General features: G+C 31.2%; 23 protein-coding genes. 21 read left to right on the top strand and 2 right to left on the bottom strand.

What is annotated here, in order from left to right:
* Positions 1-28 precede the first annotated feature (28 nt).
* The 7 genes from ATE84_RS16370 to ATE84_RS16400 all read left to right on the top strand — a co-directional run bounded on the left by ATE84_RS16370 (position 29) and on the right by ATE84_RS16400 (position 9363).
* Positions 29-1609: a patatin-like phospholipase family protein gene (locus ATE84_RS16370; RefSeq protein ID WP_101448987.1), complete on the top strand. Its 1581-nt coding sequence runs from the start codon at positions 29-31 to the stop codon at positions 1607-1609.
* Entirely contained in the window at positions 1609-2148 is a 540-nt protein-coding gene (locus tag ATE84_RS16375) for a hypothetical protein (protein ID WP_101448988.1), read from the top strand. Before ATE84_RS16370 ends, ATE84_RS16375 begins: the two co-directional genes overlap by 1 nt.
* 131 nt (positions 2149-2279) lie before the next feature.
* Positions 2280-2630, top strand: a complete 351-nt coding sequence (locus ATE84_RS16380; RefSeq protein ID WP_143273654.1) for a hypothetical protein — start codon at positions 2280-2282, stop codon at positions 2628-2630.
* Positions 2631-2634: 4 nt separating this feature from the next.
* Positions 2635-3771: a hypothetical protein gene (locus ATE84_RS16385; protein ID WP_101448990.1), complete on the top strand. Its 1137-nt coding sequence runs from the start codon at positions 2635-2637 to the stop codon at positions 3769-3771.
* A 322-nt stretch (positions 3772-4093) separates the two neighbouring features.
* Positions 4094-6268, top strand: coding sequence for a S9 family peptidase (locus ATE84_RS16390; RefSeq protein WP_101448991.1), 2175 nt, complete (start codon positions 4094-4096; stop codon positions 6266-6268).
* Positions 6269-6489: 221 nt separating this feature from the next.
* The gene (locus ATE84_RS16395) at positions 6490-7530 is read left to right on the top strand and encodes a helix-turn-helix domain-containing protein (protein WP_101448992.1); all 1041 of its coding nucleotides are present in this window, start codon (positions 6490-6492) and stop codon (positions 7528-7530) included.
* Positions 7531-7629: 99 nt separating this feature from the next.
* Positions 7630-9363 carry a S41 family peptidase gene (locus ATE84_RS16400; RefSeq protein WP_101448993.1) on the top strand — a complete coding sequence of 578 codons (1734 nt, stop codon included), beginning with the start codon at positions 7630-7632 and terminating at the stop codon, positions 9361-9363.
* Positions 9364-9378: 15 nt separating this feature from the next.
* Here ATE84_RS16400 and ATE84_RS16405 read toward each other — a convergent pair whose 3' ends face one another.
* Both ATE84_RS16405 and ATE84_RS16410 read right to left on the bottom strand, forming a co-directional pair.
* Positions 9379-10077 (bottom strand): LytTR family DNA-binding domain-containing protein, encoded by a 699-nt coding sequence (locus tag ATE84_RS16405; protein WP_233195829.1) that lies wholly within the window; start codon positions 10075-10077, stop codon positions 9379-9381.
* Positions 10077-10781 (bottom strand): sensor histidine kinase, encoded by a 705-nt coding sequence (locus ATE84_RS16410; RefSeq protein WP_158237270.1) that lies wholly within the window; start codon positions 10779-10781, stop codon positions 10077-10079. The genes ATE84_RS16405 and ATE84_RS16410 overlap by 1 nt, the downstream gene beginning before the upstream one ends.
* 557 nt (positions 10782-11338) lie before the next feature.
* Between ATE84_RS16410 and ATE84_RS16415 the strand changes: the two genes are divergently transcribed.
* The 14 genes from ATE84_RS16415 to ATE84_RS16480 all read left to right on the top strand — a co-directional run bounded on the left by ATE84_RS16415 (position 11339) and on the right by ATE84_RS16480 (position 25311).
* The gene (locus ATE84_RS16415) at positions 11339-11914 is read left to right on the top strand and encodes a nuclear transport factor 2 family protein (protein ID WP_101448996.1); all 576 of its coding nucleotides are present in this window, start codon (positions 11339-11341) and stop codon (positions 11912-11914) included.
* A 17-nt stretch (positions 11915-11931) separates the two neighbouring features.
* Positions 11932-14094 carry a DUF5916 domain-containing protein gene (locus ATE84_RS16420; RefSeq protein ID WP_101448997.1) on the top strand — a complete coding sequence of 721 codons (2163 nt, stop codon included), beginning with the start codon at positions 11932-11934 and terminating at the stop codon, positions 14092-14094.
* Positions 14095-14290: 196 nt separating this feature from the next.
* Positions 14291-15121, top strand: coding sequence for a phospholipase A (locus tag ATE84_RS16425; RefSeq protein ID WP_143273655.1), 831 nt, complete (start codon positions 14291-14293; stop codon positions 15119-15121).
* Between the two features lie 207 nt (positions 15122-15328).
* A complete protein-coding gene (locus tag ATE84_RS16430) occupies positions 15329-16645 on the top strand; it encodes a cation:proton antiporter (RefSeq protein WP_101448999.1) in 1317 nt (438 codons plus the stop codon).
* A complete protein-coding gene (locus ATE84_RS16435; protein WP_101449000.1) occupies positions 16645-17361 on the top strand; it encodes a YafY family protein in 717 nt (238 codons plus the stop codon). Before ATE84_RS16430 ends, ATE84_RS16435 begins: the two co-directional genes overlap by 1 nt.
* A 126-nt stretch (positions 17362-17487) precedes the next feature.
* Positions 17488-17802 carry a hypothetical protein gene (locus ATE84_RS16440; RefSeq protein WP_143273656.1) on the top strand — a complete coding sequence of 105 codons (315 nt, stop codon included), beginning with the start codon at positions 17488-17490 and terminating at the stop codon, positions 17800-17802.
* Positions 17803-18018: 216 nt separating this feature from the next.
* Complete coding sequence (locus ATE84_RS16445) at positions 18019-18840, top strand: M48 family metallopeptidase (protein WP_101449002.1); 822 nt, start codon at positions 18019-18021, stop codon at positions 18838-18840.
* Positions 18841-18966: 126 nt separating this feature from the next.
* Positions 18967-20283 carry an MFS transporter gene (locus ATE84_RS16450; RefSeq protein WP_101449003.1) on the top strand — a complete coding sequence of 439 codons (1317 nt, stop codon included), beginning with the start codon at positions 18967-18969 and terminating at the stop codon, positions 20281-20283.
* 204 nt (positions 20284-20487) lie between these two features.
* On the top strand, positions 20488-20967 hold the full coding sequence (locus ATE84_RS16455) for a lipocalin family protein (protein ID WP_024770202.1): 480 nt from the start codon (positions 20488-20490) through the stop codon (positions 20965-20967).
* Between the two features lie 16 nt (positions 20968-20983).
* Positions 20984-21676 carry an OmpA family protein gene (locus ATE84_RS16460; RefSeq protein ID WP_101449004.1) on the top strand — a complete coding sequence of 231 codons (693 nt, stop codon included), beginning with the start codon at positions 20984-20986 and terminating at the stop codon, positions 21674-21676.
* A gap of 80 nt (positions 21677-21756) precedes the next feature.
* On the top strand, positions 21757-22887 hold the full coding sequence (locus ATE84_RS16465) for an NAD(P)/FAD-dependent oxidoreductase (protein WP_101449005.1): 1131 nt from the start codon (positions 21757-21759) through the stop codon (positions 22885-22887).
* Positions 22881-23600 (top strand): methyltransferase domain-containing protein, encoded by a 720-nt coding sequence (locus ATE84_RS16470; RefSeq protein WP_101449006.1) that lies wholly within the window; start codon positions 22881-22883, stop codon positions 23598-23600. Before ATE84_RS16465 ends, ATE84_RS16470 begins: the two co-directional genes overlap by 7 nt.
* Positions 23601-23666: 66 nt before the next feature.
* Positions 23667-24674: a type III polyketide synthase gene (locus ATE84_RS16475; protein WP_369828528.1), complete on the top strand. Its 1008-nt coding sequence runs from the start codon at positions 23667-23669 to the stop codon at positions 24672-24674.
* A 298-nt stretch (positions 24675-24972) separates the two neighbouring features.
* Positions 24973-25311, top strand: a complete 339-nt coding sequence (locus ATE84_RS16480; protein WP_101449008.1) for a hypothetical protein — start codon at positions 24973-24975, stop codon at positions 25309-25311.
* Positions 25312-25317 lie beyond the last annotated feature (6 nt).

The raw sequence follows: 25317 nt of genomic DNA on the forward strand, positions 1-25317 counted from the left end.
TTAATGGTACTAAAAAGTAATTTCTAAAATGAATATTCAAGAACGAATTATTAAGGGCTTTTCTACTACATCTAGATTGTCTATATATAGTGAAGAAAATATAAAAAGAACAACTCGCTTTTTTACTACAGCAAATGAAATTTTAGAGAAATCAATAAATGACCCACAAGGTAAATTAAAAGACAAGTTTACTACTAACGGTCTTATAAAAAAGGAACTTATATCTGAAGCAACAATTAATGAAGTTTATGCAGGAGAATCTATAGAAAGACCAGTTGTTGATTTGGTTCAGCAAGGTGGGGGAATGTACGGAATTGCATTGTTAGGGTATACATATATTATGGAAAAGGTAGGTATTCGGTTTTATAGTCATGGAGGAACAAGTGCTGGAGCAATCAATGCGCTATTTCTGGCATCTATCCCTAACAGTATATATACTGAGGATTCAAAATTTCAGTATGGAAATAAATCACATCAAGCTACTAAATCTGAGATACTTACTCATATCATCGCAAATACAGATTTTAGCAAGTTCATGGAGAAAAATGGAATAATTGGGTGGTTACAGCAAAAATTACTTAGAAATTATAAATCAATCATTTTAAAACTTTTTCTAAGTGTTTTTTGTATAGGATTTCTTGTTGGCATATATGGGCTTTTTAGTATTATTTTTAATATTACTAATGGAGTTTCAGGAACAGAGCTTCGATTATTTGATTTTATAATAGGAACATTAAACGTAGTAGCACTTTTAATATTCATTTATATTCTTTTGGTAAAAATATTGGATACAGATTTTGGGATCAATACAGGAGAAAAATTTTATAGCTGGGCAGAAAATTTGCTGTCGTCTATACAAATAGAAACCAATAATGATCTTACAAAAAAGATGAATCAAGTAGAATTGACAAAAACCAAAAGTGAAAACACATCAAGATTAAGACCAATTGGTGACAAACCAAGACTAGTATTGATTACGTCTAATTTAACTCATAATCGTATTGTGAAATTTCCCGAGAGAGCAGATGATTATTGGACTACGCCAGGAAATATAAAACCAGCAGCATTTTTAAGAGCAACTATGTCGATTCCTTTTATTTACAAAAATTTCACCCCTGGTACAAAACATTATAAAAATGAAAAGAATACAGGGAATTCAGTAAAACTTAATGCAAGGTTTGTTGATGGTGGAATGCTCTCTAATTTTCCTATCCGCGAATTTCACAGAAAAGATAATATTGTGCCAAGATTTCCAACGTTTGGTGTTCTCCTCAGTGAAAGGGTAGTAGGTAATCAAAAAGAAAATAAAGACTCTTCGTGGAAAACAAAAAAACTAGAAAATATCACATTGATTGGATATATCACATCGTTCATAAGTACATTCAGAAATTTTTATGATAATGATTTCCTGTTTAATAATAAAGAAATTGAGAAAAGAGTAGTAACAGTAGATACAAAAGATCATAATTGGTTAGACTTTTGGATGGATGATACAGAAAAAGCTAAACTTTTTAATAAAGGTGTTGATGCTGCAATTCGACAAATTGAACAATTTGATTGGATAACTTATAAAGATATACGCGAAGAAAAAATTAAAAATTTGAATTAATGAGTAGATTAAAGTTTTATAGTAATCTTTGGAAAATTAATGTAGTACTAGTTTTTATACTGGGTATTCTGTTTGCATATATTCCATCAATACAAGTAGAGAATCTTATTAATATTGAATTCTCTAATTGTTTAGCAGAGTTTAATAATTTAATTAAAGACCCTGTATGTTTCAAGAATAATACATATTATGATTTTGTTTTTATTATAGCATATTCATTTCTTTTTTATTATTCACTTAAGGTTTTTGAGAACACCTTAAGTTTAACTCTTAAACCCTGGTTTTTTATCATTTGTTTTATTCCAGGTTTTTTTGATGTTATAGAAAACTTATCTGGATTATATTTAGTAGATTTTATTGGTAATGATAGTAGTAAAGATGCATCCAATATGTTTTCTGTTTTTTATTGGTTTGTTAGGCTTAAATGGGTTTTTGTTATCATATTTATATTAATGACATTAACCATTTTTCTTTATTACTTTGTTTTCGCTATTGAAAAATGGATTGAAACTCTTTTTTTTCCTAAAAAAGCAAAATGAATACATTTCGATTTACAAAAAAACACACTGAACTACATATAAAAAGTACCTATTTATTGGTATTTTTGATCTGATAAGCTGAAGATTATCTATAGGGTTAATAACCAACCGTATAACTTAAATATATAGCCATGAAAACATTTAAAATGAGTACTAATTCTGAGGTAAAACTTAATGTGAAAATTAGTACAGAAGCCTTAGTAGGTACAAACGTTAAATTAGATAACAAAATCATGAAAAAGAGTAGTACATACAACTTTTCTACGAACTTAGGTAACAGTAATGATATTGTAAATAAAAAGCTTAACGTAGTAACAAACTGTTTTGTAACTGATGAAAATATTGATCCAATCCTAGAAAATACAGTTTTTAAGATCAATTTAAAAGATGATGTAAACGAACAAAGTTATGAAGGTAAAAAACTGAAAATTGATGATGAATTTTTCATTGTTTTTGATGTTGTTGAATTAGTTAAAAATTAAGACGATGAATTACAAAACTATCTTATTTACAACCGTTCTAGTATATCTATCATATTCAGGTTGCGCACAAGAGGGGAAGACTGACCAAAATTTGAGTGATTTTACAATGAGTAATCCCAGTTCTCCTGCGTTTTTATTAGTAGGTGAGTCCCCAACAGAAATTTATACACCAACAAACTTGAAAGCATTAGCACTACATGTATTCAATAATTTTGGAGAAAGTTTTTCTATTGAAGTAGCTCCCTACTTTTTTATTAACCGTAAAAGTAATAACAGAACCTATTATAAATATATTGGTATAGAAGAAGACCAGACCACGGGAGAGATTAAACAGAAACCATTTAGAGGGTTAAATACTACAACATTATCTTTTGCATATGTAGATAAAGAATTTGAAGGTATTGTAGGAAAAAGAAAAACATATGCTATAGGATTGCGTACAACTTTGTTACGCTTTTATGATAAAGATAAAATACACGGAGAAGCGAAAAAAGTTGGTGATATTCTTAAAAACCTCGATAGTCCTCCTGTTGATGTATTAGCAGATGCTAGTGGAGATGATCCTGTAAAACGAGCGATAGCAGAGAAAGCTATTATCGAGCATTATAAAAAAGAAAAGGAGAAGATAAGTCCTCAATTAAAAGAGTTTAAAAAAACTATCAAACCCTATGTTAGTGTAGATGGAGCAATTGGATATAGTGCATTATTTAAAGAAGATAAGATAGATTCTGGCACAGCCAATCGCCTTGGGACTTGGATAACTGGTCAAGGAAGCTTGATCTTAAATGAAGGATCTGATAGCGAACGAAACAACTACCTTAATGTATTGGTAACTGCCAGATATATTGAAGATGAATTTAATATCAATAGTGATGATCAATTTTTTAAAACATTTTATCGAGATCTGGGAGCAAAAGTAGAACTTGAAATTGATCGATTTTCACTAGCATATGAGTATATTTCTCGTGATGGAAGTATCAATAGTGAGCGTTCTGTAGGGACTCTAAAATACACACTTTCAAAAGACATTACATTACTAGGCGGCTTTGGAAAAGATTTCCCGGTAGATGATAATTTGGTTACACTATTCGGAATTAATTGGGGAGTGAATTTTGGAGGTAAGGTTGCAATGAGAGAATAATCATTAGATAATCTACTACAAACTCCAAATAATCATTGTTTTAATAAAAACCAGAAAGGAAACCTATATGATGAATACTGTAATCAAGGCTATTCAGGACTACAAACCTAATATATAATTATAAATTTTCGTACATATTCCTTAAACATACTTACCATGCAAAATGGAACCATAATAGGCTTAGAGTATTTAACTGTCGAATAATAAAACAAGTCTAAAAACTAACAATTATATTTTTTTTATTACATTTTTTATATTTTATAATTTAAATTGTGGCAATGATTTAAAAAGAGGCTTATTAAAAACTAATTTTAAATACTTTATGAAAACTAAATTCATCTATTCACTTCTAATTTTTACGATGTTTTTTATGGCATGTAATACAGAAAAAAAAACTGATTTGGAACCTTATCAATCCATTGAAGCTCCTGTCGCCAAAAAAGTTACAGAAGAGTTAAAAGCACATGGAGATACACGTATCGATAATTATTTCTGGATGCGTCTAAGCGATAAGCAAAAAAACGCCGAAACACCCGATACTCAAACGCAAGATGTACTGGATTATCTTAATGCCGAAAACGATTACAAGGATGAGGCAATGAAACATACAGAAGGTTTGCAGAAAAAATTGTACGATGAGATTGTAGGACGTATTAAAAAAGATGATTCTTCTGTTCCTTATAATGACAATGGTTATTCATATTATACTCGTTATGAAAAGGGTATGGATTATGCTTTATATTGTCGAAAGAAATTAGATGACAATGATAAAGAAGAAATCATGCTTAACGGGCCAGAACTTGCAAAAGATCATGCTTATTTTGCTATAGGAGGTCGATCTGTAAGTCCGGATAATAAACTTTTAGCCTATAGTGTAGATACTGTTTCCCGACGTCGTTATATAGTTTATTTTAAAAATCTGGAGTCTGGAGAAATGCTATCAGATGAACTTAAAAATACAGGAGGAGGAGCCGTATGGGCAAATGATAACAAAACTGTTTTTTATGCATCTAAAGATCCAATGACACTTAGACAGGATAAGATATATAAGCATGTATTAGGAACAGATCAATCTAAGGATGAGTTAGTTTTTCATGAAAAAGATGAGACTTTTAGTTGTTTTGTATTTAAATCCAGATCAGATAAATACCTTATGATTGGTAGTAGTCAGACTTTATCGACAGAATATCGATATCTAGATGCCAATACTCCTAATGATGAATGGAAAATTATTCAACCAAGAGAAAGAGATTTAGAATATGGTGTTGATCATTATGATGATCATTTTTATATAAGAACCAATCTTGATGCTAAGAATTTTCGTTTAGTAAAAACGCCAATTACAGCTACAACAAAAGAAAACTGGGTAGATGTTATCCCACATCGCGAAGATATTCTACTACAGAGTTTTGTACTCTTTAAAGAACACTTGGTTTTACAAGAACGTGTTAATGGGTTACGTACTATTCGTGTAATGAAATGGAATGGTGATAATGATCATTATATAGAGTTTAATGATCCTGCATATTTATCGTATCCAACAACAAATTTGGATTTTGATACCAATATTTTAAGGTATGGGTATGCTTCTTTAACAACTCCTAATAGTACTATTGATTATAATATGGATACCAAAGAGCAAAAGGTACTAAAAGAAGAAGAAGTAGTGGATCCCAATTTTTCTAAAGATAATTACGTATCCGAACGTCTGTATGCAACAGCAAGAGATGGTGTGAAAATTCCTGTTTCTTTAGTATATAAAAAGGGGTTACAAAAGAATGCTAATACACCTTTGTTGCTCTACTCTTATGGTTCATATGGTAGTAGTACTGAGCCATTTTTTAGCTCAACAAGACTTAGTTTGTTAGATAGAGGATTTGTATATGCTATAGCACATATTAGAGGAGGACAAGAAATGGGAAGGCACTGGTATGAGGATGGAAAGCTACTTAAAAAGAAAAACACATTTACCGATTTTATTGATTGTGGAGAGTTTTTGGTTAAAGAAAATTATACAAGTGCAGAGCACATGTATGCAATGGGTGGTAGTGCCGGTGGTTTATTGATGGGAGCTATTTTGAATATGAAACCTGAACTATGGAATGGTGTTGTAGCTGCTGTACCTTTTGTTGATGTAGTTTCTACTATGATGGACGAAACTATACCACTAACTACTTTTGAGTTTGATGAATGGGGAAATCCTAAGAATAAAGAATATTATGAGTATATGAAATCATATTCTCCTTATGATAATGTTGAAGCAAAAGCATACCCAAACATACTAATTACAACAGGATATTGGGATAGCCAGGTACAATATTGGGAGCCGGCGAAATGGATAGCCAAATTGCGAGACCTAAAAACAGATAACAATATGCTAATCATGGATTGCGATATGGAAACAGGACATGGTGGAGCATCTGGACGTTTTCAACGTTATAAACGTACTGCTCTTTCCTATGCATTTATGATGGATCTTGAAGATATGAAAGAATAAAATTTGATTAAAAAATCAAAAAAACCGGTAAGAATATTTATTCTTACCGGTTTTTTTTGTGCCAGATAAAAGAAATACAAATAAGCTTTTCTAAAAATTTGGATCATAACGAATCCTATAAAAAGTAACTCAAAAAACTTAAATGATACTTCTATATTTGTAATCAATTTTTACTGCATTATTTTTATACAAGCTTATGTATTTGATATTTTGATCTAAATATGAACTTTTATTCTCAAATCTTATTTTTCTTTGGTGCACTAGGGGTTTTTAATAGCTTCCTGGTAAGTATATATTTTATAATTATTAAAAAACCTAAAGATTTTTCAAACATACTATTCGGAGTCTTTCTCTTGTTTCTAAGTGAGCGTGCATTACGATCTCTTATCTATTTTTTTAGTGATGCTACACCAAATTCGTATTCTACATTTGGCCCCATTACCTTTATTTTTATTGGTCCTTTTTTGTTTTTATATGTACTATCTATACTAAAATTAAATACTAAAAGCATTACCTATTGGAAACATCATATAGCATTTTGGATAGTCATAGCAATAGGTATACATCTTATATATCCTTTCAGAAGTGATCCTATATTTTGGAAAAGATATATTTTGGTTTCTATAAATATTCAATGGTTATGTTATACCCTGGTTTCGGGATATTATTTGGCAAAAAGAATGAAAAATATATCTAAAAAAGGAGAGAAACTCCTTCCTGTTAATTTGTGGTTAGTATGTTTACTTTTAGCTGTATTAATCCTATGGTTAATATTTTTCTTTACGAAATACTCTTATTTTGTAATAGGATCTATTACTTTTTCAGTATTGTTTTATTCATTCTTTCTGTATTTTCTTCTTAATAAGAAACAAAAAAATCAAATTTTCAGGGATGAAAAAAAGTATGCAGATAAAAAGATTGACAATACTAAGGCAAAAGTACTGGTAGGAAAATTACATCTTCTTATGAGTGGGCAAAAGTTGTATAAAAATCCAAATTTGAAATCTTCAGACATTGCAAAAGCACTTCATATATCTACACATCAATTTTCGCAATTGCTGAATGATAATTTAGGAAAAAGCTTTCCAGCATTTGTAAATGAATATAGAATTGAAGAAGCAAAACTAATAATTAGATCAAATACCAAATATACTTTGGATGCAATAGGCAATGAATCTGGATTTAATTCAAAATCAACATTTTACACAGTATTTAAAAAGCTTGTAGGTATGACTCCAGCAAAATATAAAGAACAATTTTAAGTTCATATTTATAAATTCAAACCAAAACAGTATAGTTTCACAACTAATAATTGTAACAAAACTCTGTTTTTTGTGAACGAATTTATCAATCAATAGAAAATGAAAAAACAAATCAAAATTCTTTTTAATGTGCTTATATGCACATGCCTATTAACAAGCTGTATCTCACAAGAGAAAAGTAAAACAGATGCTATACTAAATAATGATTCTACTGCTGCAGCTAAAAAATCAATTGTAGAGACGATTTCTGGTATTTCTACCACAAGTATTGAAGAAATTATTGATTATTATTATAAGCTTAAAAAGGAAAACCCCGAAGCTTATAATTTTGATGATGAAAATGAGCTTAATAATTATGGTTATCAATTACTAGATAAGGGAAAAATAAAAGATGCCATTAAGATTTTTGAGCTATTGGTTGCAGAATTTCCAAATTCTTCAAATCCATATGACAGTCTAGGAGAAGCATATTATGCTGATGGAAATAAAGAGCTAGCAGTTCAAAACTATGAAAAATCCCTTAAGCTTAATCCTAAAAATATAAATGCCGAAGATTGGATTAATAAAATTAAATATGCAGCATATGATTCTACAAGATTTCATAAAATGTATTCAATAAAACAATATAAAAATGACTTAGACGAATTAGGTCGCCGATTAACAGAAGTTAACCCTAATGCCTATAAATTCATAACTAAAGATGCTTTTTGGAAAGCAATAGAGGTAAAAAAGAGTCTGATTACAGAACGTACAACTTTTAGTGAATTTATCTGGCACTGTAGTGAGGTTATAGCAAATATTAGTTGTAGCCATACATCAATGGGGTATTTTAATCAAGAAAGAAAGATGATCCCTATAGAGTTACGCTTTCCTATAGAAGTAAAATTGATTAATGATAAATTATACGTATCAGATCCATTAGTCAATAGAGAGATAGTAACGTCTAAAAGTGAAATTACTTCAATTAATGGAGTTGAATTTGAAACTATCAAAACCGAAATCTTTAACCATATCTCATCACAAGGTAATATCGAAACGTATAAAAAGAACTTCATTAATTCGCATTCTACATCGATTATTCCTTATGCATTAGGCTTTCCGAAGTCTTATGTAGTGACTATAAAAGGAAAATCTAAGCCTGTTAAATTGAAAACGTTGACTAGCTATCAAAATAATTTTCAAAAACTCCCAGAATATTTATGTCAGGAGCGATTATGTCTGAAATATTCAGAAAACAATACCTCTGCAATAATGACAATACGTTCTTTTGCATATTATGGAAGTAAATTTCCAGAATTTAAAGCATTTATAGATACTAGCTTTAAAGAACTGGAACAAAAAAAGATTAAAAACTTAGTAATTGACGTAAGAGGAAATGGTGGTGGGCCATCTGATGCAGGTGTTTATTTGCTCAGATATCTTGCTCAAAAACCATTTGTATACTTTTCGAACTCTCAGTTTAATGAAAAACTAAAGCCTGTTCAACCATTTGAAAATGGATTTAAAAACAATTTATATTTTACTATAGATGGAAATGGAGGTTCTACTACCGGGCATTTTATGTCGTTGGTAAAACACTTAAAGTTGGCGACATTGGTTGGAGAAGAATTGGGCTCAAATCAATTCTGCACAGGTGGGCAAAAAAGACTTAGATTACCATATACGGGTATTATTTATGCAGTGAGCAGAAACACCTATGTAACCACAGCAACTTCACTTCCTGTTGATCGTGGTATTATGCCAGATTATACTATTACACAATCTATTGATGATTACCTAAACAAGGTAGATACTGTAATGGAATATACTCTGAGGCTGATAGAAAAAAAGTGATAAATACAATAATGGCTACAAATCAGATATATTTTTTTTATAATTTTCCCCAATGGGAATTTCAATAGCATCAATTTCAATATCTTGTTTTGTATATGCTGTAATTTTATCTCGATTTACGATATAGGAACGGTGTGTTCTTATAAACCGTTCATCCAATCTATCTTCGAATGCTGTTAAACTATATTTTATTAGCCTGGTTTTATGGGATAAATGAATCTTAATATAGTCTTTTACACTTTCTATATATAGAATATCATCATAAAAGACCTTTACTTGTTTTCGATCCTCGCGTATAAAAATAAAATCATCCTTTTGGGTAGTGTTATTCTTCTCAACTTCGGTTGAGATTGATCGCGTATTTTGTAATGTAACGAATTTTTCGGTTGCCATAAAAAACCTACTAAAAGTTATAGGTTTTAAAAGATAATCAACAGCATTCAACTCAAACCCATCAAGAGCATAATCTCTATATGCTGTTGTAAATATTACATGAGGCTTAACAATAAGGTTTTTAAAAAAATCTGTACCATTTAATACAGGCATTTCTATATCAAGAAAGAGTAAATCAATTGATTGTTGTTGTAAAACTTTACTAGCTTCTATAGCACTATTACAGGATGCCACTAACTCAAAATCATCTAACTGTTTCAAATGCGTTTCTATCAGCTCTCTGGCTAATTCTTCATCATCTACTATTAAACATCTATACATTATTTAGCTTCCAAAATTAAACGAACACAATATTTATCACTTTCTTCCTTAATATCCAAAGAATGATCATCTCCATATAGTAAATCTAATTGTTTTTGAACATTATTTAGTCCTATGCACTGCTGATTTTTATTTCCAACGGGTATAGTTGATTTAGAATTTTCTATGTTGAAAATGATATGATTGTTATCCGAACTAATTGTGATTGAAATAAAAGCTTCCTTTAGTTCCTGAGTTACACCATGTTTAAAAGCATTTTCTATAAAAGTCAATAACAATAACGGAGCTATTTTTGAGTCCTCTGTACTACTATTTTGAAAAGAAATACGAACTCTATTTCCGTAGCGTATTTTTTCTAAAGCAATATAATTCTCAATCAACTCTATTTCTTTTTGGATAGAAACAAATTTGCTATTACAGCGATATAGCATATAATCTAAAATGTCTGATAGTTTTTCAATGACTTCAGGTGTCTGGTCTGACTTTTTTATAGCCAAAGCATATAAATTATTAAGTGTATTAAATAGAAAGTGTGGATTTAATTGATTTTTCAATGCAGTTAATTCGGCTATTTTTTTCTGTTCGTTAAGTTTTAGATAATTCTGTTGATTTTTATAAAACCGAAACATCAAGAGTAGGGCAGTAGGTGTTAAAAACTTAATGCTTTTAGAGAAAAATACTGAAAAACTAAATAACCTTTTCAAAAACGAATATTCAGTATATTTTTTTGCTTCATCACTGTAAAATTCTATGTATTTGGATTCGAAATAATACATTTTACAAAGAATAAACAGAATGTACATGCAAATTAATAGAATCAATACCAGTAGTACAAAAGAGATTTTTTTACCCTTATTTAAAAAATGAGGAACTAAAATGTAAATGCATGTATATGCCGTTATTATTTGTAAAACAATAAAACTAATAGAATAATCTATTAATTCTCTGTAACTAATATAGTTATCAATATTAACGGAAAGAGTGAAATATGAAAATACGCACAGCCAGAATAAGATATGACGTACTCCCGGTGTATTAAAATATGTTCTTAATGATTTCATAAGGCTATCGACAAAGATAGTCTATACGTCTTGTATAAGGGTTAATTATCTACGGAGCTAGTATTTATAACTACCAATAGGTCAAAATCACCTACCAAAACCCAATTAAACCTTAATAGACTAAACTGCCCTTTCGGTCTACTTTATAAAAAAGGGATGTATATCAATCATAGTTTTGAATAAACTTAAAACATAAAATCATGAAACATCTACTTTTTATTACACTTCTGTTTTGTTTTTTTTCTGCTTTATCACAAAACAAAAATGATAGTATAGCACATATAAAACAGCAATTGCTTATGAGGAATTATCATAATATGAATCAAAACAGAGTAATTGATTATGATAAAAGTTTTGTAAGTGATGATAAACTTTTTTATGAAAGTTTAACGAGAATTCCCGAAATAAACTATTCATTTTCTGAGAAGGAAATGATTGAAAAAACGCTTAAAAAATATATCACAGGGAGTTCTTATAATGATTTAGAAAAACTAGAAAGCGCCTTTGCAACTGATGCGACTTTATACCTTACAGTAAGAGGCACATTTAAAAAATTAACTCCGACAGATTATTTCAGTTTTTTTAAGAATAAGAAAAAAGGAGTCTTTAGTGGAAGGAAAGGAAACATTCTATCGATCGATATATACCATGATATAGCCACTGCCAAAGTCGAAATTTTTATTCCTGATGGAAATTTGAAGCTAATGGATCTTTTTTTACTAAAAAAGCTGAAAGGAGATTGGAAAATAATAAGTAAAACAGCAACAAGGCTATAGATTATTAATATATAGACATGATAAGAATATTTCTGATAACCCTTTGTTTTTTATCTGTTCTGGATACTCAGGCACAAACGAAAACAATTCAATTTAAGGATGCTAAAATTACCATAGACGGACAGTTACATGAAACTATTTGGAAAGAACTTCCTGAATACACTGGGTTTTATAATTATATGCCAACAGATGAAGGTTTAGCCGAAAATCAAACATCAGTACAACTATTTCATAATGGAGAATATTTATATGTGAGTTTAATTTATAATGATACCACATCAAAAACACAAGTCAGTTCTTTAAAACGGGATGTTCCTATTGGGCTAAGTGATGGATTTGCCATGGTTTTAGACACACAAAATCAACAACAAAGCGCATATTATTTTTCGGTAAATAGCTATAGTACACAAATAGATGGTATTGTCGAACGTGTTAATGAAGGATATGATTTTAGTACAAGTTGGAATACAATATGGAAAGCTAAAGCATTTATTAATGGTAAGCAAAAACAGTACGAAATAGCTATTCCTTTAAAAGCATTAAATTTTGATACGAATAATGCTGTTTTTGGAGTTCAATTTTACGTTAGGGATATTAAAAAAAATTCCTGGACTATTTTTAAAAATGTAAAACGTAATTATCGTCTTTTTGACTTACGATTTACAGAAAAAATGACCGTTGAAGCTTTACCCAACACATCAAATTCGCGTTTTACGACAACACCATCTATTACCGCCAACTATCAGAACGATGTTGTAGAGAATAATACAGAAACTACATTTAAACCAAGTCTGGATGTGCAGTATAATGTTACCTCTTCTTTACGATTAGATGCAACAATAAATCCTGATTTTTCGCAGATAGATATTGATCAACAAGTAACAAACCTAACTCGCTTCTCGGTTTTTTTTCCCGAGAGACGTAATTTTTTTCTTGAAAACTCAGATCTATTTTCAAATCTAGGAGTTGATGGCGTAAATCCTTTTTACTCAAGACGTATTGGGGCAAATTCAGATATTCAATTTGGATTAAAATTATCAGGAAATGTATCTCCAAAAACTAGAATTGGAATTTTAAACGTACAAACTGATAAGGAAAATGAAATTGCATCAGAAAACTTTGGAGCTCTTGTTACCGAACAGCAGTTATCGAAAAACTTTACAGCAACCGGCTTTTTTATCAACCGACAACAAACAGATAAGTTTAAATTTACCAATGATTATAATAGAGTAACAGGGGTTAATGTGAATTATAAATCAGATAATAATAAATGGCTCGGTTTGGCAAATTTTGGAAAAAGCTTTAATGATAGAATTTCTAAAGACAATAGTTTTTATAATGCGGGAATTTGGTTTAATAAAAGAGGGCTAGAATGGAATGCTTCAATCAAAAATGTTGGTAAAAATTATATAACAGATGTTGGTTTCACACCAAGATTAAACAACTACGATGCCATTAATGATATTATTGTAAGAGAAGGTTATACTCAAACTACTGTAGGATTAGAATACCAGAAATTTTATGAAAAATCCAAAACATTAAACTCTGTTCGTTATTTAAATTATAGTAATGACACCTATCTAGATGAACATGGTAAGTTGAACCAGTCATCACATTTCTTAAACTCGGCTATATTTTTCAAAAACCTATCGGCTTTATATTATGTATTTAAATATGATTATGTTGATTTAAGATATGGTTTTGATCCATTAGGGAATGGTAATTCTTTACTCCCAGATGAGTATCGCTTTGGGATTTTAAAAATAGGATACAACTCTGCAAATAATCAAAAATTAAGGTATCGATTTAATGTTCAAAAAGGAAATTATTATAGCGGAAAAAGAATAGCTGCAGGAGCATATCTAAATTATCAGCTATTACCTTTTGCTAATTTAGAAGTAAGATATGATATTAATAAAATTGATTTGAATCTATTAGGAAAAGAAACTTTTCATTTAACTCGTTTTACAGGGCAAATTTTCTTTTCAAATCGTTTAAACTGGACAACCTATGTGCAGTACAATACACAGCAAGATAATTTTAATATCAATAGCAGACTACAATGGGAATACAAACCTTTATCATATATTTATTTGGTTGTTTCTGATAATTATAACAAAGATATTACCCGCACAAATTGGGGAGTTGCCTTTAAAATGAATTATCGTTTTGATTTTTAATTTTTGACTTTTCCGAACAGAATTCTAGACAATAAATTATTACTTGTTAAAAGTATGTATATTTACCCATTCCTATTTTTTTAAATTGATATATTTCACATAACTGATTATTAAGAGCAAGAAAATAACACTAGTAAAAATATATATTTCTCTAATTTTATTGGTCTTTACCTATTCTATTAGTAAAGGACAAACCATGATTCACGATCCGGGAGGGAATCTGTCTCAACGCTGGCAAATCAATAATGATACTATAAAGCTTTTTAAAATAGTACCGTATAAGCCCGTTTATTTCTTATTTGCCAACTATACTAGCAATATAAATAATCAACCAACAAGTGATAATAAAATAAATGCTGTAGATGAACCTTCTGATTTTTCTAATACTGAATTAAAATTTCAACTTAGTTTTAAAACCAAAGCTATAAGAAACATATTTGGTAAAAAAATCGGCGGTGATTTATGGATTGCCTATACTCAGTCTTCGCGATGGCAACTATACAGTGCACATATCTCCAGACCTTTTAGAGAAACTAATTACGAACCAGAGTTCATGTTAATCTTTCCTACGGCCTATAAAATTTGGGGGGTGAATGGTGTATTTGCTGGGATTGGTGTTAATCATCAAAGTAATGGCAGATCAAACCCCTTATCGAGGAGTTGGAACCGGGTTATTTTGCAATTTGGTTGGGAAACCCCTTCTTTAAGCATTGTCTTACGGCCATGGTGGAGGGTACAAGAAACCCCTATAGAAGATAATAATCCGGGAATAGAAAATTATGTGGGAAGAGCAGAACTATTATCTGCATTTTCGAAAGGGAGACATGATGTGAGTATAATCGCTAGACATTCATTACGAGGAGGAAGTAGAAATAGAGGTAGTATTAGGTTAGATTATGCTATAAAAGTCCTCGACCTCTTACAGATTCATGCTCAGGTATTTCATGGGTATGGAGAAAGTCTTATTGATTATAATCATAAACAAACTACTATTGGAGTTGGGTTATCTCTTTTACAATGGAGGTAATGCTTTCTTGAATGATATGTATAGGTGTTTAATTAATACAATAGATGAAATAAATTGTTATAATTATCTTTTGATAAAAACCTCTATTTCTGGAGTATACTTATATGAAAGTATAAAGTAGTTGGTGGCAGCTCTTTTACTTTAAAATAATTTACTATCTTTTCATTCGTTTATAGATCATCTAATATAATCAACCAAGACCTCCCTATGGATATTTTTTCTTCTTATAACCTGATTATTGAAGTTTCGATAGTCCTTATTTTATCATTTATCTTTAACGGAATTGCGAAAAAGACAAATGTTCCTGCTGTTTTAATGTTAATCATTTTAGGAGTCATTATTCAATACGGAATTAAAGCTTTTGGAAATGGATCTTTTGATTTTTTTCCAATGCTAGAAGTGCTGGGTATTGTTGGATTGATTATGATTGTACTCGAAGCGGCCTTAGAGTTAGAGTTAAAAAGTGATAAACTCATGCCGATCCTTAAATCAATGGCAATTGCTTTAATTGGATTGGTAGCTTCTACGTTTATAGCAGCAGTGATTCTAAAAGCATTAGTAAAAGGGATGACAATGCAATCAGCATGGTTGTATGCCACGCCACTGTCTATATTATCCAGTGCAATTATTATACCTAGCGTGTCATCACTACCAATAGCAAAAAAAGAATTCCATATCTATGAGAGTACATTTTCTGATATTCTGGGAATTATGTTGTTTTATTTCCTTACCGGAAGATTAAATCCCGCAGAAGATTCAGGAGTAGGTGGTTTTTTTCTTAACCTGATTCTTACGATTGTGATTTCTTTGGTGGCTAGTTATGCAATTATCCTGATATTTCAGAAGATCAAAAGCCAGGTGAAATTATTCTTACTTATCGCAGTACTCTTATTATTGTATGCTTTAGGAAAAAAAATGCATTTATCATCCTTAATAATCATTCTTATATTTGGATTAGTTATCGCTAATATGAAATTATTTTTTCAAGGAAAACTTAGAGGATATCTTCATCTCGAAAAAGCAAAATCGATCTATCATGAGTTACATGTAATTACTGCTGAAACAGCATTTGTTGTGCGTACATTGTTTTTTGTGATTTTTGGAATTACTATTGTACTTTCTTCCTTATTAAGTCTAAAAGTAACTCTAATTAGTCTTTTGATATTAATCTCTATTTATGCTATACGATATGGATTGCTACGTCTTTTTATGGGGAAAGACATTTCACCCCAATTGTTTATTGCACCAAGAGGATTGATCACAGTACTTTTGTTTTATGCTATTCCGACAGAAGCTGCAATTGAAGGATTCGAACCAGGTATTTTACTATTTGTGATTATAGGAACAAGTTTAATTATGACAGGAGGAATGATACGAGATAAAAAAATGAACCCTCCTCAAGAACTTACTCCAGTAGAGCCTAATGAAAATATTGAAGAAGCTGAATATTTTATTAATAACACAACAGATTTAAGTGAAATTGATGATGCTTTACCGTCATCTGATGAACATGAAACCGAATAATGAAACGTTTACATCGATTAACAGCCATATTAGTAAAATTACAATCCAAAAAAATTGTTCAGGCAGCAGAATTAGCAGACAGGTTTGATGTAAGTTTACGTACCATATATCGAGATATGCAGGCTCTCACTGATGCAGGAGTTCCAATTGGTGCCGAAGCAGGTACAGGATATTATCTGGTAGATGGATATTCCTTACCACCGGTTATGTTTACCGAAAAAGAAGCTAATGCATTACTTACAGCTTCCAAAATTATAAAGACTAATAATGACCAATCCTTGATTAATGAGTATCAGGAAGCCATAGATAAAGTAATTGCAGTACTTAGAACTACACAAAAAGAAAAACTTAAAATCCTAGAAGAGCGTGTTTTTACATATAATAGAACTGCAATTCACCCAAGTACTACTTTATCAGTTATTCAACAAGCAATTACAGATTTTAGAGTGCTCGAAATTCAATATACCAAAGCATCTGGAGAATATAGTAAAAGGTTAATTGAACCACTTGGAGCTTATTTCACTAACAATACCTGGATTATGATTGCTCATTGTAGATTAAGAAAGGATTACCGAGAGTTTAGAACAGATCGGATTGTTAATCTTATTGAAACTCAGGAGCTTTTCTCTCCGAAATATTTTAGTCTTGAGGATTATTATAAAAAAAGAGCCGAACAATGTAATTATTCAACTTTCCCAAAAGAAAATAGCTACTGACATAGGGTTGTCACAGGCCTGATTTAGTTTTGATGAAAATCAAGAATCATAAACAATTAATCCTAATCAATTATGATAAACCTATTGTTTAATTGTACAACAAAACCTAATCAAAACCCTGTATTAATGAAAACCCGAAGTAAAGTAGTAGAAGTCGTATTGTTTGAAGTAAATCCCGGATATTCACAGAAAGAAGCAGAAAAGGCATTAGCTTCTCTAAATGATGTTTTAAAATTATATTATGGATTTATTGAAAGAACTACAGCGAGAAATGGAGATGGAAAATATATCGATATTGTGTATTGGAGTGATATGAAATCAGCCAAAGAAGCAGCTACAGGTATCATTAAAAATGATATAGCAACTTCAGCTTTTAGCATTATTAAACCAGAATCTGTTCAAATGCATCACTATGATACATTTAATCATTTTGAAGAATAATTTTCATTTAAATCATTTTAAAATACCCTCTTTTATTTGAAGAAGGTTAAGTAATTTATCTTTTTATATTCAGAATCTATATAGAGGAAATTACCTTTTATCGAACAATACAGTATTATATAGATTTTTTAAAGGAAATATTAGCTGTTCTTTTTTGAAGGTGATCTGTTATTTTTGTAATTTTAACAAAATGAAATTTCAAGATAATACTAATATATGAAGACACGAAAATCTATAGTCCTATTAGGAACTGTTCTATTATTTATGTCCTGTGCGACAAATCCATTTACAGGTAAGCAGACATTGGCATTAGTGCCTAATTCTCAGATATTACCAATGGCTTTTCAGCAGTACAACCAATTCTTGGGAGAGAATAAGGTCGTAAAAGGAACATCTGATGCAGTTATGGTTACTAGGGTTGGTCAAAAAATAGCAAGAGCATCAGAACGTTGGTTAAATGCAAATGGTTATCAAGGATATCTCAAAGACTATAAATGGGAATATAACCTGGTAGAGGACAAAAATGTTAATGCCTGGTGTATGCCTGGAGGAAAAATAGTAGTCTATACCGGAATTTTACCAATAGCAAAAAGTGAAACAGGAATGGCTGCAATAATGGGACATGAAGTTGCGCATGCATTAGCAAACCATGGTCAACAGCGAATGAGTGCTGGTCAAATACAGCAAGTAGCGGGAGCAGCAACTGCAATTGCAGTTAGCGGAAAAAATCAAAAAACACAACAAATTGTTGGTACAGCGTTTGGTTTAGGAAGTCAGTTTGGAGTGATGTTACCTTTTAGTAGAAGTCATGAAACTGAAGCAGATCGTATAGGATTGCAATTAATGGCAATTGCTGGTTACAATCCTGATGAAGCAGCAGAATTATGGAAACGTATGAAAGCTAATAGTGGAGGTCAGGCACCACCAGAGTTTATGAGTACTCACCCATCAAGTGATACACGTATTGCTAATCTTACGGCATGGGCCCCTGCTGCAAAGGCTGAAGCCAAAAAATTTGGAGTAACCTCTTTTAAATAATTGTAAAGTTTATAATCTTAAAAAGATTATACTTACTTTAGAAGCTGTTCTGAGCTAATTCAGAACAGCTTTTTTTTATATAAACATATCCATCAAATGATGGATATATTTTAATTTTTTAAGTAAATGAGTACACTACTACCAAAGGGACATAAGAGATTATTAAATGCCTGGGCTTTCTACGATTGGGCAAATTCAGTATATAATTTAACGATTTCTTCAGCCGTTTTTCCCATTTTTTGGGGAGCACTAACTATAGTAAGAAATGATCAGGGAGATATTGTTAATGATACAGTGCGTTTCTTAGGGTATGATTTTAATAACGATTCTTTGATCAGTTATGTTACTGCATTAGCCTTTTTAACGGTATCAATAATTAGCCCTTTACTTTCGGGAATAGCTGATTATGTTGGTAATAAAAAAAACTTCTTAAAATTCTTTTGTTATTTAGGTGCTTTATCCTGTATTGGACTTTATTGGTTTAATCTCGAACACCTTTGGTTTGGTCTATTATGTTATTTTCTGGCTTTAATAGGCTTCTGGGCCAGCTTGGTATTTTATAATTCATATTTACCCGATATCGCATTTCCAGAGCAGCAAGATGCTATTAGCGCCAAAGGATATTCTTTGGGGTACATTGGAAGTGTAATTCTATTGATTATTAATCTTGTTATGATTTTAAAGTACGATTGGTTTGGTTTTGAAAGTGAAGGTGTACCAACCAGATTATCTTTTATTATGGTAGGAGTTTGGTGGATTGGGTTTAGCCAATACACATATTATTATCTTCCCAAAGGGAATAAAAAAGATGTGCTAACCAAAGCAGTAGTTTTTAATGGCTTTAAGGAGTTAAAAATGATATGGAAAGCACTTCAAAATGATATAAAACTTCGTAGATATCTAAGTGCATTTTTTGTATATAGCATGGCAGTACAGACTATTATGCTTATTGCAACTTATTTTGGTATCGAAGAATTAGACTGGGGAGAACAAAATCCTACTACCGGGTTAATCATAAGTATCCTGTTAATTCAACTTGTTGCTGTATTAGGAGCATATCTTACTTCTAGAGCTTCTTTAAAATTCGGAAATATACAAACATTGATCGTAATTAATTTCATCTGGATTGGTATTTGTGTGTATGCTTATACAATCACTACACCATCAGAATTTTATGTTACTGCTGCAATTGTAGGCCTTGTTATGGGTGGTATACAAGCATTGTCAAGATCTACATATTCAAAATTATTACCAGAAGATGCTGTTGATACAGCCTCATACTTTAGTTTTTATGATGTATCCGAAAAAATAGGTATCGTAATCGGGATGTTCTCATACGGGATTATCGCCCAGGTAACAGGAAGTGTGCGATATTCTATTCTTTTCCTAATCCTTTTCTTTGTCGTTGGTCTTGTCTTGTTATTCAGAGTGCCAAAAAAATAATAATAGTGAAATAAAAAATTGTAAGGTTTTTATAATAGTAATGAAAAGAATAAAAGTTAGAGAGAATCTTTTATCCTTTTTTTTGTGTACTTCATCTAAGTTTTTAGGATTATTTAGCTCATAATAATTAAATATGATTTGAAATATAATAATATTGGAAACGTTATCGTTATTAGCTATTTTTATATCATAAAATTCACAACAATGAAAAAACTTATGTTAGCGCTAGTAGTTGTACTACTAGCTTCATGTAATACTACTCAACAAACCGTTATTGCAGCAAAAAAGACCCTAAAGGGGGAATGGTCTCTTGATAAAATCTCTTATGACCGTCAGGGGATATTTGAAGTAAATCTGTATAATGATGCTTCTGCAGAATGTTTTACTGGGAGTGTATGGAAATTTATCCCTAATAATAATACTGGAAAGTATGAAGTAAATCAAAGTAGTTGTGTTTCTACAGGTGCAAGAAACTTTAGATTTACAATTCCTAAACCAGAAGGTAATGGAGAATATTACTTTATGTTTAAACCAATAAACGAAAAGAAAAAAAGCACAAATAATAATGCGGGTTACAGAATGCTTTTAGATCACCTTGATGATGCTACCATGACATGGAAAATGACTGTAAGCTTAGAAGGGAAACCTTTTGTAATCACTATGAATTTTAATAAATTACAATAACTCAAATCAATAAATGATGAAGACAAATCTTAAAAAAATGGTGGTTGCTGTAATGGCTGTTACAATTTTAACAAGTTGTGAGGCCGTTAAAAACTCAAATAAGACACAAAGAGGAGCAGTAATTGGTACTGCTGCCGGAGCTGTAATAGGAGGAATTATAGGAAATAATGTGAAAAATAAGAATTCTGCACTTGGTGCCGTAATTGGTGGTGTTGTAGGAGGTGTTGCTGGTGGTGTTATCGGTAAACAAATGGATAAGCAAGCTCAGAAGATTGAGTCAGAAATACCAGGGGCCGAAGTAACAAGAGTAGGAGAAGGTATTGATGTAGTGTTTGATGAGAATAGTGGAGTATACTTTGCTACTAATAAATCTGATATCAATTCAAAATCAAAAGCAAACCTTAAGAAGCTGGCAGGTATTTTTAAAGAATATCCAGATACTAATATTATTGTAGAAGGACATACAGATAGTACTGGTGATGATAGTTATAATATGGCATTATCTCAAAGAAGAGCTAATGCTGTAACAAACTATCTAGTATCTCAAGGAATAAGCAAAAGTCGTTTAACGACCTATGCTCACGGAGAGACACTTCCAAAATATGATAATGCAACTCCAGCAGGAAGAGCAAAAAACAGAAGAGTTGAACTTGGTATTGTTGCTAATGACAAGATGAAGCAAGATGCACAAAAGCAAGTAAAACAATAAACTTTTGTAATAAAACATTTAAAATCCCGACTATACAGTCGGGATTTTTTTATGCTTAATTTTTAATGTATATTCAATACTTGAATAAGTCTTCACACATAATAATCATTGGCGGAGGGCTCGCCGGACTAACTAATGCTATTCACCTGGCTAAGGCAGGTATTCCTGTTACACTTATCGAAATGAATATATATCCAAAACATAAAGTATGTGGTGAATATATATCTAATGAAGTACTCCCATATTTTGATTTTTTGGATATCGATATCAATGTTTTACAACCTACCAGGATTTCAAAATTTAATATAACTACACAAAAAGGAAAATGTATACAAAGCACATTACCATTAGGAGGTTTTGGAGTTAGTAGATATACTCTAGACCATTGGCTTTGGAAAAAAGCAGCAATAGCAGGCGTACAATTACTAAATGATCAGGTAATTGATGTGCATTATGAGAATAATAATTTTCAGGTTAAAACGGCTGGTAATAAAATGTTAACTACTGATTATGTTATTGGTGCATATGGAAAGCGAACTCAACTTGATAAAGCTTTACAACGAAATTTTAGTTATCGAAGATCTCCTTGGTTGGCCGTTAAAGCACATTACAGGGCAGATTTTGATTCAAATACTGTCTCTCTCCATAATTTTGAAGGAGGATACTGTGGTCTTTCTATGGTAGAGAATAACATGGTAAATGCGTGTTATCTGGCTACTTATGATAGTTTTAAAAAACATAAAGATTTAGGTATCTTTCAAAAGGAAGTTCTGTGTAAAAATCCATATCTAAATACATTTTTTAAGAATGCAGAACCACTATTTGGTACCCCCATTACTATAAGTCAGATAAATTTTGATAAGAAAAGTCCAGTTGAGGATCATGTCTTTATGACCGGAGATGCTGCTGGCTTAATTCACCCTCTTTGTGGTAATGGTATGGCAATGGCAATACAAAGTGCTCAGATACTTAGTGAGCTACTAATAAATAATTATGATCAAGGCTTAATTACTCCAAGGAAAATAATAGAAACAAACTACACTAAGCAATGGAATAAAGCATTTTCTAAACGATTGTATGCTGGCAGAGCATTACAAAAAATCTTATTAAATGGTAGACTACAAGAGCTCTCTTATACTATAGCCAATATAATACCAGCTATAGTGCCTAGAATTATAAAACAAACCCATGGAGAGCCTTTGATATGCTAACAAATTTACAACATAGAAGTAATGAGGTAGAACTCATGGATAATCCAGAGGTTGAAGAAAAAGCTTTACAACTGGCCTTATCTGATATTTCGAGAGCAAATAAATGGCTGGGAGGTAATGCAATTACTATTAATGCCGTGCATAGATTGGTTAGAAATCAGAATCCATTACAAGAGATTACAATTCTTGATTTAGGCTGTGGTGATGGTGAAATGTTAAGAGCTGTTGCTGATTCATTTAGGAAAGAAAAAAAGAATACGAAGTTAGTAGGTATTGATCTGAATAGTAAATGTTTAGATCAAGCTATTAAACTAAGTACTTCATATCCGGAAATATCATTTTTCAACAAAGATATTTTAGAAATGGAAGGGTCAGAATTTTCTTGTGACATCATTATTTGTACATTAACATTACATCATCTTAGAGACGAGGAGATCAAAAAAGTGCTAAAAAAAGCTGTTGATCTAGCGAGAACTGCAGTGGTAATTAATGATCTTCATCGTAGCACATTAGCATACTACCTCTTTAAAGTATTCAGTTTCTTTTTTATTAAAGGATATGTTGCAAAAAATGATGGATTAGTTTCTATAAAAAGAGGTTTCAAAAAACAAGAGTTGTTATATTTTGCCAAAGCACTTCATTTACAGGAGTACAAAATAGATTGGAAATGGGCTTTCCGGTATCGATGGGTTGTGAAAACCACCAGTGAGTAAAACTAAAAAAGTAAATATAATTTGAGTGTAAAAATAACTACTGTAACCAAGCAACTCCCTCAGTACATGAGAGAGACAAAAGAGATATTGCCCTTTGTTTCCGAATGGCTATCGACTCAGAATGATCGTTTCAGACGTAAAGTAATTAAGATTTTTGAAAACGCTGCGGTAGATAAGCGTTATGGGATCATGAGTATTGAAGAAGTATTTTCGGCGACTTCTTTTGAAGAGAAAAACGATATCTATATTCGAGAAGTAAAAAAATTAGGAACATCTGTTTTAAAAAAAGCATTAGAAAAAGCTGATTGGCATCCTAAATCTCTTGATTATATCATTACTGTAAGTTGCACTGGCATTATGATTCCTTCTATTGATGCATTTATTATTAATGATCTTAATCTCAAACAAGATATTGTAAGGTTGCCTGTTACAGAAATGGGATGTGCAGCAGGTGTTTCGGGGATTATTTATGCGAGAAACTTTTTACAGGCTAATCCAGGAAAGAGAGCCGCGGTGATTGCTATAGAATCGCCCACAGCCACATTTCAGTTAGATGATTATAGTATGACCAATATGGTAAGTGCTGCTATTTTTGGTGATGGAGCAGCGTGTACATTATTATCATCTGAAGAAGATGCTACAGGACCAAAAATCATAGGAGACGAAATGTATCATTTTTATGATGCAACAGCAATGATGGGATTTAAGCTAACTAACGGAGGCTTGCAAATGATACTAGATCCTAAAGTGCCAGAGACCATTGCAGCCCATTTTCCTAATGTGATTCATCCCTTCTTGGCAAAGTACAACAAGACCATAGAAGAAGTAGATCATCTTATTTTTCATCCCGGTGGAAAAAAGATAGTACAAACCATAGAAGAACTTTTTGGACATTTAGGCAAAAATATAGAAGACACAAAGGCTGTTTTGATGGAGTATGGTAATATGAGTAGCGCTACAGTGTTGTATGTATTAGAACGATTTCTAGCACAAGACCCGGCACCAGGAGAAACTGGGCTCATGCTTAGTTTTGGACCCGGATTTTCTGCGCAAAGAATATTACTAGAGTGGTAAAAAAAGACTGGCATACTCTATTGCCGTTTTTTTTTAAGCACAATTATTATCAAAAGTTCAATAAAACGATGAAAAATATAATAGTAATTAGTGATATCAATATTGATGAAGAGATATACGATCCTTCTTCGGATAAATACTTTATAGTTGAAAAAATTAGCTATATGGATTCAGGAAATGATTGGTGGATTTGAGTAAGAGCTTCTGATAAAAACCCTGAAGAAAAAGGTTTCAGTATAAGTTTAACAAGTTTGAAAGATGAAAACTATAAGATAAGTCACTAAAGTTCAATAAACCGATGAATAGTATACAACTTGCAATGATGGGACCTTGGCAAATAATTCTTTTGATTATTATTATCCTTTTATTATTTGTTTTCCCTTTTTATCTAATTTTTTATAAGAGAAATGAAAAAGAACATGGCATACCAATTTTTGCGAAAATAATATTGATAATTCCCTCCTTGACATGGGTAGGTATAATTACAGGATTATATATCTTGTTTAGAAAAAAAGAATTCTCTGAAGGGAAAAATTACAAGTTTAATAAATCAACAAGGTATTATGGAACATTTCTCCTTGTTTTAAGTATTGCTTGTACGGTGTTTTATTTAATAATGAAGGAAGCAAGAGTGTAATAGTAA

The sequence above is a fragment of the Aquimarina sp. MAR_2010_214 genome, from assembly GCF_002846555.1.
Classification (GTDB): domain Bacteria; phylum Bacteroidota; class Bacteroidia; order Flavobacteriales; family Flavobacteriaceae; genus Aquimarina.